Annotated in this window: 16 protein-coding genes and 1 pseudogene; 13 read left to right on the forward strand and 4 right to left on the reverse strand. The window is 69.1% G+C overall.

What is annotated here, in order from left to right; translation table 11 throughout:
* Positions 1–18: 18 nt before the first annotated feature.
* Both E4U92_RS26390 and E4U92_RS26395 read right to left on the reverse strand, forming a co-directional pair.
* Entirely contained in the window at positions 19–528 is a 510-nt protein-coding gene (locus E4U92_RS26390) for a DinB family protein (RefSeq protein WP_137302967.1), read from the reverse strand.
* An 832-nt stretch (positions 529–1360) separates the two neighbouring features.
* Entirely contained in the window at positions 1361–1585 is a 225-nt protein-coding gene (locus E4U92_RS26395) for a hypothetical protein (protein WP_137302968.1), read from the reverse strand.
* Between the two features lie 135 nt (positions 1586–1720).
* Between E4U92_RS26395 and E4U92_RS26400 the strand changes: the two genes are divergently transcribed.
* From E4U92_RS26400 to E4U92_RS26440, 9 genes and pseudogenes are all read left to right on the forward strand, one after another.
* Positions 1721–1936 carry a hypothetical protein gene (locus E4U92_RS26400; protein WP_168725200.1) on the forward strand — a complete coding sequence of 72 codons (216 nt, stop codon included), beginning with the start codon at positions 1721–1723 and terminating at the stop codon, positions 1934–1936.
* A gap of 84 nt (positions 1937–2020) precedes the next feature.
* Positions 2021–3559, forward strand: a complete 1539-nt coding sequence (locus tag E4U92_RS26405) for an oxidoreductase (RefSeq protein WP_137302970.1) — start codon at positions 2021–2023, stop codon at positions 3557–3559.
* A gap of 1113 nt (positions 3560–4672) precedes the next feature.
* Positions 4673–5722: a YihY/virulence factor BrkB family protein gene (locus tag E4U92_RS26410; RefSeq protein WP_137302971.1), complete on the forward strand. Its 1050-nt coding sequence runs from the start codon at positions 4673–4675 to the stop codon at positions 5720–5722.
* 45 nt (positions 5723–5767) lie between these two features.
* Entirely contained in the window at positions 5768–6325 is a 558-nt protein-coding gene (locus E4U92_RS26415; RefSeq protein ID WP_137302972.1) for a phosphatase PAP2 family protein, read from the forward strand.
* Positions 6326–6668: 343 nt separating this feature from the next.
* Positions 6669–7568 carry a DUF2382 domain-containing protein gene (locus tag E4U92_RS26420; protein WP_137302973.1) on the forward strand — a complete coding sequence of 300 codons (900 nt, stop codon included), beginning with the start codon at positions 6669–6671 and terminating at the stop codon, positions 7566–7568.
* Positions 7569–7866: 298 nt separating this feature from the next.
* Positions 7867–8289, forward strand: a complete 423-nt coding sequence (locus E4U92_RS26425; protein WP_174864032.1) for a phage holin family protein — start codon at positions 7867–7869, stop codon at positions 8287–8289.
* Positions 8286–8741, forward strand: a complete 456-nt coding sequence (locus E4U92_RS26430; protein WP_137302974.1) for a DUF3618 domain-containing protein — start codon at positions 8286–8288, stop codon at positions 8739–8741. Before E4U92_RS26425 ends, E4U92_RS26430 begins: the two co-directional genes overlap by 4 nt.
* A 5-nt stretch (positions 8742–8746) precedes the next feature.
* Positions 8747–9009, forward strand: a pseudogene (locus E4U92_RS26435) (DUF4235 domain-containing protein).
* A 91-nt stretch (positions 9010–9100) separates the two neighbouring features.
* Positions 9101–9367: a hypothetical protein gene (locus E4U92_RS26440; RefSeq protein ID WP_137302975.1), complete on the forward strand. Its 267-nt coding sequence runs from the start codon at positions 9101–9103 to the stop codon at positions 9365–9367.
* A gap of 977 nt (positions 9368–10344) precedes the next feature.
* On the opposite strand, the gene E4U92_RS26450 is transcribed toward E4U92_RS26440, so the two are convergent.
* On the reverse strand, positions 10345–10818 hold the full coding sequence (locus tag E4U92_RS26450; RefSeq protein WP_137302976.1) for an ATP-binding protein: 474 nt from the start codon (positions 10816–10818) through the stop codon (positions 10345–10347).
* A 213-nt stretch (positions 10819–11031) separates the two neighbouring features.
* On the opposite strand from E4U92_RS26450, the gene E4U92_RS26455 reads away from it, so the two are divergent.
* From E4U92_RS26455 to E4U92_RS26475, 4 genes are all read left to right on the forward strand, one after another.
* Complete coding sequence (locus E4U92_RS26455; RefSeq protein WP_229863575.1) at positions 11032–11349, forward strand: STAS domain-containing protein; 318 nt, start codon at positions 11032–11034, stop codon at positions 11347–11349.
* Positions 11350–12940: 1591 nt separating this feature from the next.
* Positions 12941–13123 carry a DNA ligase-like domain-containing protein gene (locus E4U92_RS36010; protein WP_168725202.1) on the forward strand — a complete coding sequence of 61 codons (183 nt, stop codon included), beginning with the start codon at positions 12941–12943 and terminating at the stop codon, positions 13121–13123.
* A gap of 369 nt (positions 13124–13492) precedes the next feature.
* A complete protein-coding gene (locus E4U92_RS26470; protein ID WP_137302978.1) occupies positions 13493–13888 on the forward strand; it encodes an STAS domain-containing protein in 396 nt (131 codons plus the stop codon).
* Between the two features lie 360 nt (positions 13889–14248).
* Positions 14249–14446, forward strand: coding sequence for a hypothetical protein (locus tag E4U92_RS26475; RefSeq protein ID WP_137302979.1), 198 nt, complete (start codon positions 14249–14251; stop codon positions 14444–14446).
* A gap of 55 nt (positions 14447–14501) precedes the next feature.
* Here the strand turns inward: E4U92_RS26475 and E4U92_RS26480 are convergent, their stop codons facing one another.
* Positions 14502–15089 carry an IS5 family transposase gene (locus tag E4U92_RS26480; RefSeq protein WP_137302980.1) on the reverse strand — a complete coding sequence of 196 codons (588 nt, stop codon included), beginning with the start codon at positions 15087–15089 and terminating at the stop codon, positions 14502–14504.
* Between the last annotated feature and the right edge of the window lie 110 nt (positions 15090–15199).

The raw sequence follows: 15199 nt of genomic DNA on the forward strand, positions 1-15199 counted from the left end.
TCAATGGCTCCCGCGGACTCAGGCGCCCACGGTCCCGTCGACACCTTCACGCAGAAAGTCTGCGTGCCCGTTGTGGCGGCCGTACTCCAGGAGCACGTGCAGCATCACCATCCGCAGCGACACCTCCTCGCCCCATCGGGGCTGATACCCGGCCTGGTCCAGGGACGTGGCCTCCCGCTCGATACGGCGCGAGTTCTCCACCTCGGCCTCCCAGGCCGCGAACGCCTCGTCCCTGGTCGACGCACTCGCGTCGTACGCCGCCTGGAAGTCGATCTTGTCGGACCAGACCATGGGCGCGTCGTGGTCCTCGAACACTCGACGGAACCAAGCACGCTCCACCTCCGCCATGTGCCGCACCAGACCGAGCAGCGAAAGCGTGGACGGCGGCATCGACTGCTGTCGCAGCTCCTCGTCAGTGAGCCCTTCGCACTTCATGACGAGGGTTGCGCGGTGGTAGTCAAGGAAAGCCCGCAGCATGTCGCGTTCACTGCCAAAACTGGGCGGTCCTACGCGGTTGTCGCTGGTCACTGGTTGCGCTCCTCATCCGTGCCTGCGTTGAGGGCCAGTATCTACTCCCGTCGGCTGTCCCAGACGAGGGCCGTCAACCGGACCTGATTGCTCCCAGCTCACTGAGCCCCGCAGCCGCAACTACCCCCTGGAATCGCTCATCTAGGGGGTCACGTGTCCCGGAACGGGCCGCGCGGGGCCGTAACCCCCGTCCAGACGGCGCGCGCATGATCGTCCATCCCCGTGGATCGCGCGCCGTGAGCCCCGACCTCCGGTGCGGGGCTCACGGTCTTCTCCGACACGCCGGTGAGCCACCCGGACGCAACGAGCCATGGGGCAGACTGGCAGCGCAATGCCGATGCCGACGTTGCGCCCGCCCTGTCCTGTGTATTCGCCCGCCGCGGACACGGCAGGACAGGGCCTGCCCATTGGCGATTCGGTAGTTGCCGTCTGTCGTGATGGACTCGCTGCGTGAGCGGCGCCCGCCAAAAATCGGGGGACTTCTCAAATCTGGGAAGTCCCGCTCAATCGCAGGGCTCAGCCCTCGACAAGTCTGGCATGTGCATCTGCCTGCGCCAGGTGGAGCCTCAGCCGGCGGCATGACGGCGTCGCCCCGTCATCGTTGAACAGCGCGACTCCCTAAAGCCGGGCCCCGGGGATGTCATGGCTGATCCCCCGGGGCCCGTGGTGGTGCTGGAGCGGTTACTGCATCAGCGCGGCGAGCGCCTGCTCAGCCATCGGGATGCCCTGCGTGGCCGCCATGGTGGTGGCGCCCTCCAGGAGCTTGCTGGACAATCCTGATGCGATTGAGCGGACGGACCCGTCCAGCCACAGCAGCAGGCGGTTACCGGTGTCAGGCGGCGCTGAACACGTGGGCCGGGCCGTCGCGCCACTCCACCCAGCGTGTATCGTCCAGAACGGCCTCAGGGTCGGCGACGCCGGCATGTTCGAGGAACACGACCAGGTCCTGATCGCTGTAGGCGGTGCCGAGTATCTCGTCGTGGCCGTTGCGGTGCAGGGTCACTCGCCGGCCACCCGAAGGCGAAGGCCGGTGCACGACGATAGGCACGCTGCTCACGCCCTTCAGCATCCCCCACAGCCATGCTGGCAGGCGAGCCGGTTCCACCCTTCACCAGGTCGAGGGTGTCCCAAGCCAGGCACCAACCGGGTGACAAGGTTTTGCATCGAGCCGATGCGGCCGGTGGGCGGATGGATGCCCAACGGCACCGACCACCTGTTCACCGTCGAGAGGTCCTTGCAAATCTTTGCCGACGACATCGGGGAGGCCCGCTCGACGGTCGAGGACTGGCGGTGGACCGCCTCGCACTGGCCGGAGGCCAAGCTCAAGGACGGCGTGCAACCTTGCACAGCGCAGATGGCACGACATGATCGCGCAACGTTGCAGGGCCAACCGCCTCCGCCGCAATGACTACCGCGGCCTCTGGACCGCTCCTCAGCGCCACATCCGGTAATCTACAACGTCCCTACGGAGGTAGATCACTACTCTGCACGGGTGCTCTCCTACGACGAGTTGACTTCACCAGAGCGTGAGCTGTGGGACGCGTTTCCCGAAGGACGCCGCGTGAACCTGCGTACCCGTGTGCCAGGGGACGACCCTGCTGCTGAGAGTGGGCGGCCGGACCCCGGACGGACGGTTCGGGCCTCCGTGATCGTGGCGCTGCTTCAGGGTGCGTACACCGCGCAGACGGGCGCCGTCGCGTGCCTGCGGCTTGCCGGAGCGCTGATATCCGGGCGCCTCAACCTTGCCGGCGCGCAGATCGCTCACTCTCTCTGGCTCGAGGACTGCTGCTTTGAGGAGGGGGTGGACCTCTCGGGAGCGTCGACCCAGTCGATCGCGATCGTGGACAGCCGAGTACCGGGCGTGGAGGCCGGCTTGATGCGCATCGAGGGACGCCTCGACCTGCGGCGCTCACACGTAACAAGCGGCTCTGCCACGCCTTTCCACCGCCGGCCCACTGCCTTGTCGCTCATCAACGCCCATGTGAGCGGCGCGGTGAACCTTAGCGGCGCCAAGATCTCCGCACCCGGCGAATGGGCTGTGTCCGCCGGCGGCCTGGTCGCGGAGGGTGGCGTCTACTGCGACGACGGATTCGTCGCCCGCGGCGAAGTTCGTCTCATGGGGGCACATCTGCCCGGGGGCCTGCACATGCGGGGCGCACTACTGGAGCACCCCGGCGGGCGCGGGGTGGCGCTCGCCCTCGACAACGCTGCAGCTTCCTCGCTCGACTTCTCCGACGGGTTCACCGCGAACGGGGCCGTACGGCTGCGGGGCGCCCGGATCGCGGACAGCCTAACCTTCGAAGGGGCCGTCCTGAACGGGCCGCCCGACCGCAACGGCCCGTCACTGGCGGCCGCGCTGATGCAGGCAGCCGACTTCGACTTCACCCTCGCCCGGCAACCGTCCGCCAGCGTGGACCTGCGGGGCGCGCAGGTCTCCTACCTTCACGACAACGACCACAGCTGGCCGCTCGTGGTGGAGCTGGACGGCTTCGTCTACGGCTCCATCGCAACAGAGGAGGAAGCTGGGCGGCTGACCTCCGCGGCCCGCCGCGTGGTGTGGATTCGACGGAGTCCGGGCTACAACCCCCAGCCTTATGAGCAGTTGGCGAGCTGGTACCGCAGGGCCGGCCACGACGACGATGCCCGCCGCGTACTCCTGGCCAAACAGCGCCACCGGCGTCAAACCCTGCCCCAGCCAGCGCGCGCGTGGGGGCACCTGCTCGATATGACCGTCGGCTACGGCTACCGCCCCTGGCTGGCTGGCATCTGGCTCCTCGCACTGACGCTGCTGGGCACACTGTCCTTCAGCACCCACTCCCCCAACCCGGTCAAACCAGACGAAGGCCCGCCGTTCCAGCCCCTCGTCTACACGCTCGACCTCCTGATCCCCGTTGGCGGTCTGGGACAGCGCACGGCCTGGTACTGGTCGAACGGCAGCCTCCAGTGCCTGGCCTACCTGCTGATCGCACTGGGCTGGGTATTGACGACCGCCGTCATCGCGGGCGTCACCCGTACCCTGCAGAAAAGCTAGCGGGCGACACCAGAGCTGCGGCGTCGCTGCCGTCCTGCGCGCATGCATGCGGGGACACTGCCGCCGGGCACCCGGCATGTCCTGGACTCTGCCCCGTGCCTATGTTCACCACCGCCGCGGCCAGCACGGTCCTGCCCACCGGGTGGGCAGGGCCGAAGTGGACGACTTCCGCGCCCAGCTCGCCGCGCACCGGCAGGCAGGTGCTGCTGCGCTCAAGACGGGGCACCGGCATGGCTGGGACGTTCCCATAGGCCCGCGTCCAGGCCCTTGAGCAGCTGCCCGCAGGCACCGGCCTCGGCGGCGGACGGCGGACGGCGGACGGCGAGCTGATGCTCTGGGAGCTGGCTGCCCGCGTTCTGGCGGCTCCAGCAGGGCCTCGCCCGGCGTAGCAGCGGCGCGGTGGAGAGGGCGAGGCGGTGGCTGGCGCACTCTGCGGTCTTCGCCCTCGTCGCAGGTCCTACCGGTCTATGCCGCCCACCCCGGTCGGCGCTCGGGTCCCTCGACGCACTGCCTGACCTCATCTACGCTGTCTGGCGCCGACAACCAGCCCCGAGATGCTGCCGCGGCGCGGCCACCCGCCACAACGCGCTCGTCCTCCTGGTCATGACTGTGCTCGCGGGAGTCGTTTCGGGCCGGAACGTGCCGGAGCGCTCGGACAGCCGAGACCACGCGCTGGAAAGCGGCTGTCCGGGCCGGGCGCCGAGACCGCCGCAGCAGGGATCCGTTGGTTGAAGTTCATGATCAAGGCTCTCTGAGCCTCTTCCCTACATACAGCTCGATCCGGGGGTGAACCCGGCATTAGGGAAGGCACGGGATAGGCACGTCCACGATCGTGATCATCACTGGCTCGGTCGTCAGCGCCAAGCGTTCGCGCTGTGGGCGCTCTGGCTGCGCCTACGCTGGCGGGCGCGGCCGTGAGCAGCACCGCCACGGCTGTCGTCTAGGCATCACGCAGGAAGTAGCCGTCAGCAGCAGCCAGGAGTAAATGTCTGTGACCCGAGCCGGGGTCGTCTGCCTCGCTCCACACCCGGTCGAGGCATCGCGCCACCATGGGGTTGGACATCGGGTGGGCGGCTGAACGGTTGGGGTGGACGGCGGGGGTACCCGGCGCTCATGGCAAAGCTGCATCTTCCCGGGCGGAAAAGCGACCACACCGAGGAGCCCGCGCCAGCGGCAGAAGAGGCTGGACCGGGTCCGGAGGTGGAGCGGCGTGCGCCGGACGCTCCCACGAAACTGCCGAAGGGCGCGTGGCGCGCGGTGCTCAAGGGCAGCCTGCGTGAGTTCAAGGACGACGAGCTGACCGACCGCGCGGCGGCCCTGACGTACTACGGCATCCTGGCCGTGTTCCCGGCACTGCTGGCCCTGGTGTCCTTGCTGGGCCTGACCGGCAGGTCGACCACGGACAAGCTGCTGAACAACATCAAACAGCTCGCACCCGGCTCCGCCCGCGACATCCTCACCAACGCGGTGCAGCAGCTCCAGGGCAGCGCCGGTGTCGGCTCGCTCATGGCGGTCGTCGGCCTGGTCCTCGCGATCTGGTCGGCGTCCGGCTACGTGGCGGCGTTCATGCGCGCGGCGAACGCCGTCTACGACATGCCCGAGGGCCGCCCGGTGTGGAAGATCCTCCCCGTGCGGCTCGGCGTGACGATCACGCTCCTGATCCTGGCCGTGGTGAGCGCGGTGATCGTGGTCTTCACCGGCGGCCTGGCCCACCGGGCCGGCACCGCCCTCGGCCTCGGTGACACGGCCGTGACCGTGTGGTCGATCGCCAAGTGGCCGGTGCTGGTCGTCCTGGTCACCATCATGATCGCGATCCTGTACTGGGCGAGCCCGAACGCCAAGGTCAAGGGCTTCAAGTGGATCACCCCGGGCAGCTTCCTGGCCCTGGTGATCTGGCTCATCGCCTCCGCCGGGTTCGCGTTCTACGTCGCCAACTTCGCCTCGTACAACAAGACCTACGGCACGATGGCCGGCGTCATCGTCTTCCTGGTGTGGCTGTGGATCAGCAACCTCGCCATCCTGCTGGGCCTGGAGTTCGACGCGGAGGCCGCCCGGCAACGGGCCATCGCCGGGGGACACCCGCCGGAGGCCGAGCCGTACACCCAGCCGCGCGACACCCGGAAGTGGGACGAGGAAGACCGCCGCCGCATGGACAACGGCTGACCCCCGACCGTGCTGCAAGCCGCTGACCTGGGGTACCGGCACTGTATGAACCTGTTGGATCAACTGCGTGACACCGACCGGATCTTGACCAAAGGGGCGGCTTCCCGCATCCCGGCCGGGCCGGCGAAGGCGCTGTCGGCGGTCGAAGAGGCCGCAGAGAGCTCGAAGCTGTGGTGCGCCGCGGCCGGGGTGATGGCAGCGTGGGGCGGCTGGCGGGGCCGCAGGGCAGCGGCTGCCGGCGTGACGGCGCTCGTAGTGGCGCAACTGGTGTCCAACGGGATGGGCAAGCAGATCACCGGCCGGCGCCGACCGCCCAAGGAGTGGATCCCACACGACGAGGTCGAGGACCGCCCGGACTCTTCATCCTTCCCCTCCGGGCACACCGCGGCCGCCGTGGCCTTCACCGCGGCCGTCGCACCTACCTGGCCGCTGGCCGGCGCGGTGTGCGCGGTACCGGCGGCAGCGGTCGCCGTCGAACGGGTACAGAGCGGCGCCCACTACCCCAGCGACGTCGCCGCCGGCGCCGCCATCGGCCTGGCCACCGCCTGGCTCACCCACCGCGCCCCACGCCTCCTGCTGCGCCGCTGGCTGATCAGCCGGTAGCTGAGGGCCGCGTAACCCGGCGGCCGCCCATACGTTGTCCACCCGGACACGACGCAATCTCGTGTCAGCGGTCCTGCCACTGCACCGGCGTGGCGGTGGGGCCAACGCCTGCTGGCTATCCCTGCGCGGGCCAGCAGCGCGGATGGCTTCGGTCCTTTCCTCCCCTCGTGAAAGACCGAGGCCGTCCGTACGCCTGGACCGACTTCCGCACCACCGCCTCGGACCGCCTGCGAAAACACCCTCGAATAACTGTATTTAGTCGTGGATGGAATGGTTTGACCACTCTTTGGCAGGTGAGCCGGACAGGGACAGTTGCGACGCGCAGAGAAGGAGGGTGACGTTCGTGATCACCCAGGAGCAGATCCCCACCGTGCTGGATCACCCCGTCTACGACACCGACGGCAACAAGATCGGGGACGCCAAGCACATATTCCTCGACGACACCACCGGCCGGCCCGAGTGGGTGAGCGTAAAAACCGGCCTGTTCGGCACCAGCGAGTCGTTCGTCCCCATCCGCGACGCGTCCATGGTGGAGGACCACCTGGAGGTGCCCTACCCCAAGGACAAGGTCAAGGACGCGCCCAACGTCGACGTCGACGCCGGCGGCCACCTGTCAGAGGACGAGGAGCACCGCCTCTACGAGCACTACGGCATGGCCTGGGACGACGCCTGGCAGCAGGCGAACGAACCCGGCGAGGGCGGCTGGGCCCAGACGGACACCGCCGAGAGCACCAGCATGCGTGACGCCGGCGGCTACACCGACTCCGGTGAGACGACCTCCTTGCCTGACGCCGGCTACGCCGACACCGGTGAGACCACAGGCGCGCCGCGCGCTGCCTACGCCGAGTCCGGCGTGAGCGGTGATGATGCGATGACGCGTTCGGAGGAGCGCATGCATGTGGGCACCGAGCGCCGTGAGGCGGGGCGTGCGCGGCTGCGCAAGTACGTCGTCACCGAGGAGGTGCAGCAGACCGTGCCGGTGCGCCGTGAGGAGGTCCGCGTCGAACGCGAGCCGATCACCGACGCCAACCGGGACGCCGCCCTGTCCGGCCCGGACATCACCGAAGCCGAACACGAAGTCGTCCTGCACGAGGAACGCCCCGTCACCGAGACCGAGACGGTGCCGGTGGAGCGGGTACGCATGACCGCCGAGGAGCACACCGACGAGGAGACGGTCCGCGGCCAGGTCCGCAAAGAGCAGATCGACACCGAGGGCGTCGACGAAGAGCGGCGTGATCGCTAGCGCTGCTCGCCTGCATGCGCCGGCCGGCTCGGAAACTGCTCGAGCGGGTCGGCGCTTGTGTGTCCGCAGGTCCCAGCCGCCGCACACACGGACGAGCCGCCTGGGCCGCCGCGACCCACCGAGGCCGCTGCGATGCGTGTATCTGCCTGCCCCATGTCCACGCTTCCTGCTCAAGATCACCGCGACTTGGGTGTCCTGGGCTGGTCCTTGCTGGGTACTCGCCGGCGCATCACCGACGGGCTCACGGCCTGTCAGCACGACTACTCGAACAACACGGGAGGTGATCGTTGTGTCGACCATGCAGTCGCCCGCCACCGGCGGCAGGAGCAGTCACACGGGCGAGGAGCCAGTGGGCGAGCTGGTGCAACGGGCCTCGCAGCAGCTGACGGAGCTGGTGCGCGGCGAGATGAGGCTGGCGCAGGCGGAGATGAAGGAGAAGGGCAAGCGCTACGGCAAGGGCGGTGGCCTGTTCGGCGGCGCCGGCCTGGTCGGCTTCCTGATGCTGCAGGCCCTCGTCGCCACCGCGATCGCCGCTTTGGCAGTGCCGCTGCCGGTCTGGGCCGCAGCGCTGATCGTCACCGCCGTGCTCGGCGTCGTCGCCGGTGTGATGGCGCTGATGGGCAAGAAGCAGGTCAGCCAGGCCGCGCCGCCGGCACCGCAGCAGACCATCGACAGCGTCAAGGCCGACGTGGCCGAGATCAAGGAGAGTGCACAGCGATGACCCAGCCGCCCAACCAGTCCGCCGCCTCCCCGGCCCCCACCCCCAAGGAGCTGCGCGAGCAGGTCGAGCACACCCGCGAGGAGCTCGGGCAGACGGTCGAGGCTCTAGCGGCCAAAACGGACGTCAAGGCCCGCGCACAGGACAAGGCAGCCGAGGCCAAGCAGCAGGCCGCCGCCAAGGCCGGGGAGCTGAAGACCAAGGCCGTCCAAGCCGCACACCAGGTGCAGGACAAGATCCCTGACCCGGTGAAGGACAAGGCGGCTCAGGCTGCCGGGCAGGTCCGCGAGAAGGCGGCCCAGGCCGGCCAGGTGTGGCAGGACAAGGCACCCGAGCCGGTACGGAACAAGACAGCGCAGGGCGCGCAGATGGCGCGGGACAACCGCACGGTGCTCCTGGCGGCCGCGGGGGTGGCCGTGGTGGTGTGGCTGGCCTTGCGCCGCAGCAAGGGGTGACCACGGTGAAGGCCTCGAAGATCGCCTACAAGCCGGTCTCGCGCTGGGCGCGGTCAGCGGCATGCTTGCCGGCGCTCTGTTCAAGCAGGCGTGGAAAATGCTCGGCCACGACGAGGATGCCCCTGACGCCACCGACGAGGACCGTACCTGGACGGAGGTGCTGCTCGCCGCCGTCGTGCAGGGCGCGATCTTCGCCGGGGTCAAAGCCGCCGTCGACCGGGCCGGCGCCGCCACCACGCGCCGTCTGACCGGCACCTGGCCCGGCTGACGCACGCACGGCTGACCGGGGGTGCCGGTGTGACATGGATACCGGCACCCCCTTCCGGGAGGTCTTCCCCGCACGGAGAGGTCCCACCACCGTGTCCGCTTCCCACGCGATGCCCGCCCTGGCCGCCGCGGCCGCCATCGGCGTCATCCTGGCCGCCCGGTGGGCCACCACCCGCCCCCGCCGGAGCCGTCACGGCGCCAGCGCGGCCCGCCCCCCATGGCGCCGTACCGCACCCGCACCGGACACGACCACGCCTGAGGCGCCGGACGGACCCGCAATGACAGCCGTCAAGGACGCCGAAGACCACGTCCAGCACGTCTGGCAGCAACTCCAAGCCCGCCCCGAACGGCCCGAGTGACCTCGCGCAGCTGCCGGCAGGCACCGGCCTGGACGGCGAGCTGGTGGTATCGGCGCACGGCCGGCTCGCCTTCGAGCGGCTACAGCAGCGCCCCGCCCGCCCGTGGCAGCGGCGCAGGCGCAGCGGAAGAAACGGCCCGGTGGCAGGCGCACTACTGGTTTTCGGCCTGGCCCACGCGAACGAAACCGACCTGACCATCACGAGCGGGGCCTGCCCCAGCACGACGTTCACAAGCCAGGGAGTACGACCACTCCGGCCCAACTGCGTGCGTCACGCCATCCCCGTCGCACCGAATCTGCAGAGCTGACGTGGCGGGTCTTGCCGACACCGCTACGGCCCTGCCTCCCGCCGAGGCAGAGGGGCAGGGCCCGTTACGTTTCACCGACGCCGGCCGCTTCGGCAAGCAAGCGGCGGCCAGTTCCCGCCTCCCGGCACAGGGCACCGGTCAGCCGGACGCTGGCTCGTCGGACAGGGCGTAACCTGCTGTGCCCGTCAGCGTTGGAGAGGGCACGCGTGTATGAGTCCGATCCCCCACGGACACGCGAGTGAGCCCCGGCCTCCCCGGTTCCGGGGTTCACGACTCCCTCGTCCGGGCCCCCTCCGAGCCACTCGATCAGCTCCGACGCCGCGATCTCGTCCTCATCGGCCAGCCCTTCACTCGGGCCGGCCCGGCGGAGGAACACCACCAGGTCCCACAGCCCGTAGGCCCGGCCCGCCGGCACACCGTCGATGTGCACTAGGCGCCCGCCGAACTCACCACCGGGCGGGCAGACAGTCTCAAACTGCGGCTTCGCCATACCCATCATGGTGCAGCAGCGGGTGCGCCGGGTCCCGACGGATGCCGCGTTCAGCCGCCTTGAGGTGCAACCCCCTGCACGGCCTTCGGCAGCAGGCCCTCAGGGCGCTGCGCCAGCAGGTTCCCGCGTGCGTCCGCTGATGGCCGGACACCGCCCTCGGCGTCCTGGACTAGGACGGCGCTACTGGGGCCTGCGTCCGGTGATAGCGCCGCCGGGGTCGTCGAGCAGTGCGATGCGGGCGGTGACGCGTTTGCCGACCGGCTCCATCTGCACTTCGAAGCCCTGGGCGACCATCATGACGATCTCCAGCCCGTGCTGGCCCACGCGGCCGGCGTCCGCGGCCCGGGCCACCGGCAGCACCGTTGCCGAATCCCACACCACGATCTCGACCAGGTCGCCGACGATCCGCAGATCCATCATCACCGGGCCCGGGGCGTACTTGCGGGCGTTGGTGACGAGTTCGCTGACCACCAGCTGGGTCACGTCGATGGCGCGCTGGGAGACGGGCAGGCCGTGCTCGGCCTGGACCCGGGTGAGGAACTGCGCGGCCAGGTGGCGCGCCTGGGCGATGCTCGTGCCGTCGCCTTCCAGGGCAACGGTGGTCTGTATGGCCTGCTCGTCCGGAGCGTCCTCGTTCACCGGCAGTGGTTCCATCACGGCAGCCTTTCCCCGTTAACCGCCTGCGTGTACCCGCTTCATGCGGGTATACGCCTCGCGCTCCCTGCCGGCTCCCCCGCTGGTACGGCAGTGTCGCCCGCAGGTCGGGCAGCGCGTCAGGGCAAGATGTCGATGTGCCAGTATCGCCGAATGGCTGAGGGACGGATGACGGACCAAAAGCATGCAGAACACGCCGGCAGGCTGGTAGTCGTGGCCACCGCCACGGACGGCATCCGTGTACTGAGCCCGGCCGGGGAGATCGACCACGACACCGTCCAGACACTGCGCCAGGCGCTCGACGTCACCGGCATCACCCGACCCCGCATCGTCGTGGACATGCGGCGGGTCACCTTCATGGACTCCGTCGGCATCAACCTCTTGATCGAGGCATACAAGGCAGTCAGCAAAGCAGGGGGCTGGATCCGCCTGGCCGCCCCTTCCGAATTCGTGCTGCGCGTGGTGCAGCTCGTCGGTATCGACCGCATCATCGCGTGCCGGCCCACCCTGCGCGAGGCCCTCGCTCCCTGAGCAGTGAGCCAGGCCCTGACCGGCATCGGAGTGTCACCCTTCCGGGCTGGGAGAGGCCCGAAGCGAGCTGGCCCACCACGTGTACAGCTCCTTCACCGAACGCCGTCGGGGCAACGAGGATTCCGAAGACGAGCACGATGGCGACGGTCAGCTGCTCGTCGCTGCGGCTACGGCGTGAGTGCGGCGCAGCCGCACGATGATGATGACCGCCAGCAGCACCGCCACGCTGATCGTCAGCATCGCCCTCACCCCCACTCCACGTGCGCGCACTCCGTCCGTCCGGTCAGCTGCTCGTCGCTGCGGCTACGGGCTAGCTACCGCCGACCATCCCGGCAGCGTGCCTGCTGATCCAGTGCGGGCATACGGTGGTCGAGCCGCCGGACGGGAACGGCATCGTGGTGCTGGCGCGGGGATCAGCGGCCGGTGCGTGACCGGTTGGGGGTGCCGGTCGTGGGATGGCGTCGGCCGGGGAAGGACCCTTCGACCTCCCCAGGTGTCATGGCCCTTCCCCGGCCGGCTCCGGATGCTATCCCTGGTCCTGGGTCTCACGCCGTCACAGCTGGCGGCCGGTAACGTCCCCGCCGGGGTCGTCGGCCAGCATGATTGCCGTGGTGATCCGTTTTTTGCCCACCGGTTCGCGTTGGATGGCGAAGCTCTGGCGAGTCCGCTGCAAGCTGGGGCTGATCAGACGATGTTCCCGAAGCCTTTCACAGGGCCGTCACCGTCATAAAGCGCTGTAGGTGCAGGAGCCCAGGGTCAACTTGCCTGCGCTGTCTTCGCTGATGGTGCCACAGGTCGCTCTCACGTTGTACCAAGGGATGCTGCGCGGCTGACCGAGGGGCTGGGGGGTCAGAACGCCGAGGACGTCGAAGTCAAAGACGTACGGGCTTCCACTGTTGGTGTAGCCGGGACATGCACTGCGGCTCGTCATGACAGTGGGGGCGGGAGGCAGCCCGGCGAAGAGGGTCAATGTGTTACCACCCGAGCAGTGCACGCTGGTTGCCGCACTGGCCGCGGGAGCCGCGACCGCGACAGCGGACGCGGCCAGGAGAGCGCAGACACCTGAGGCGGCTGCCTTGCGCAGAGCCTTCGTGATCATAAGTACTCCGTTCTTCGAGATTGATGCACCGCGCCCGAAATCCTCCTGTGCACGTCAAAACTTCACCAGACGATGCCGTACGAATACGTCAAAGTCATTACGGCGCGCACCGGAGGGGCACCCACCAAAACGGTCCTGCGCGTGGTGCAGCTTGCGGGCATCGACCGCGTCATCGTGTGCCGGCCCGCCCTGCGCGAAACCCCTCACCCCCTGACCTCCTCGAGCACCCCGCGGCGCAGGCAGTCTCACAAGCCAGATGGAAGACATCCCGGCATGTCATGGCCCCTGCCCGAGCCGATGGTCACTACCGCAGTGACACCTCCGACCTGACGCCGGGCTGGGCAGCTGAACTGAAGTGGAACGGCTTGCGCGTCCGGCTCACCTGCACACCGGGATGTGGGTGCTGCTGCGCTCAAGGCAGGGCACCGATATGAACGGCTCGTTCTCCGAGATCCGCACCGCGGCCGCCACGCTCCTGGACGGCGAGCTGTCATGCGGGAGCGCAGCCGCCGCGTGTTCAAGCGGCTCCAGCAGCGTCTGGCCCGGCGCGGCAGTAGCGCGGTAGAGGCGGCAGGCCGGTGGCCGGCGCAGTACGTGATCTTCGGCCTGGTCCACACGGACGCCATCCACATGACCGGCTGGCCGTACGAGCGGCGGCGCGCCAGCACGGGCTGAACCGGACGAACGTCGATGCAGTACACACGGGCGAGTGCTGGGCTGCGGCCAGGAGCGGCCGATACCGCCCGGCACCCGGCAGCAGGCCGTCGAAGCGCTGCGCAGGCAGGTCCCCGCGGGACCTGCCGCCTGCGCAGCCGCACCCGGACGGTTCCGCCATCCCGCCCACCCGCACCGGATCCGCACAAACATGGATGCAGGGCAGGTGCTGCTGCTCGACGAGGCCTAACCCCGACTGGCACTCGCTCCCGCTGGAGCAGTGATCCCGCCTGCCCCGTGGAGTGGATGAGCATGCGGCGTGAAGGGAATCGGTAGGGTCATCTCACCAGTCGGTGTGCGTCTCCCCGGTGAGGCGGTGGGGAGATCACCATGACCACGGAACCCTCGGTGTCGGCGAGTACGTCGGGATCCTGCCTGATCGTGCAGGTCAGCGGCAACATGGACTATGCGGACGCCCCGTTCTTCCGCCACCGTCTCGCGCAGGAGGTCACCCAGGGCCATCCGTTCGTCGTGCTGGACCTGTCCGCGGTGGCGTTCTGCGATTCATCCGGGCTCAACGCGCTGCTGTGGGCCTGGCGGCGGGCCGAGAGCGCGGGCACGCTGCTGGTGCTGGCCTGCGTACCGCCGAAACTGCAGCGGATGCTGGCCATGACCCAGGTGGACACCGTGCTGCAGGTGTACGGCACCACCGCCCAAGCCGAAGCCGAACTGACCTCCATCCACGGGGACCTGACGCCCCCCACGCTCCCGGACGCGCACACGTGACCCGCCCGGCCATCTTGTCGTTGAAGTGATTGTCGCGGCCGCATCCGTCGCCCTACGGATGCGTTATGCGATCCAAGGGCCTGGGCACGCCTTCGTCAGTGAGCCCAGGCCCTCACGCCTCTGGCCCCCCTCTCGCCCGCCAAGCAGGCGCCACCGGTCACCGGCCCGCACACGGCCGACGGCGCGGAATCCGTACCGGTGTCACGTCGGGCATGCCCGTACCGCAGGCAGTCCAAGTCCGTCCGTAGGCTGGGAACGCCGGGTTCACCTGCGCCGGGTGATGCTTGGAGCCACGGACCGCCGCGAGTCTAGGGGGACAAGGCCACCCACGTCGCCATCAACCGTTGGCGGGAGCAGTTCATGCGCTACGAGATCCGCGTCGAGGGCCACGTGTCGCAGACCCTGGCCAAGGCCTTCCCCGAACTCGACCACGTAACGATCGCCGGCTACACACTGCTCTTCGGCCCGGTGGTCGACGAGGCGCACCTGTACGGCCTGCTCGACCGCTTCCAGTCACTGGGCCTGCGCGTGAGGGAGCTGCGACAACTACCCGACTGACCAGACCTGCACGACGACGTTGGGCAGGTGCCGCTGTGCGGTCAGAGTGCTGCCCTCATGCCGGTCCCGGCGACGACCCCCGCGCGGGAGCGCTTGAGGGGGGCTGGTCGGGTGGCGGGACGCAGTCAACTCGGGTGTGACGGCGGCCCGCCCCCTTCCACCCCGCACCGCATTGCATCGCACGAGGAACCGCGCGGGGGACTGGCACCAGCACGTGCCCCGGCACCCCGACCGCAGGCGGCGCCATCCGGGTGAACCAGTCCGCTGCCGCTGTCAGGCCGCCTTTTCGGCCGGTGGCGGCGGCGTGCTGGTGGGCGCGGACGATGGTGGAGTCGATCTGGACCAGCCAGTCGATGTCGCCGGCTGCGTCGGCCTGGGCCTGGATCTGCTGCAGGGCTCGGGTGAACACCCCGTCCAGGGCGTAGCGGCGGAAGCGGGTGTAGACCGTCTTCCACGACCCGTGGCATTCCGGCAGGTCACGCCAGGAGATCCCGGTGCCGATCTCGTAGACCATCCCGTTGATGACCTGCCGATCCTCCACGCGAGGCCGGCCCGTCGTGGCCCGGGGTATCAGCGGAGCGAGTAACTCCCACTCCTGGTCGGTGAGTTCATGACGACGTACCACAACGCCATGATCCACCATGCAGATGATCTTTGAAGACGGACTCTAGTGGAAGAACAGGGCCGGTCGTTCCTGCGGCCGCCCCGCTCACGGCCGATCTGCGGCGGAGCATGTCAGACACATGCCGTCGG

The sequence above is a fragment of the Streptomyces galbus genome (assembly GCF_005280195.1).
GTDB lineage: Bacteria > Actinomycetota > Actinomycetes > Streptomycetales > Streptomycetaceae > Streptomyces > Streptomyces galbus.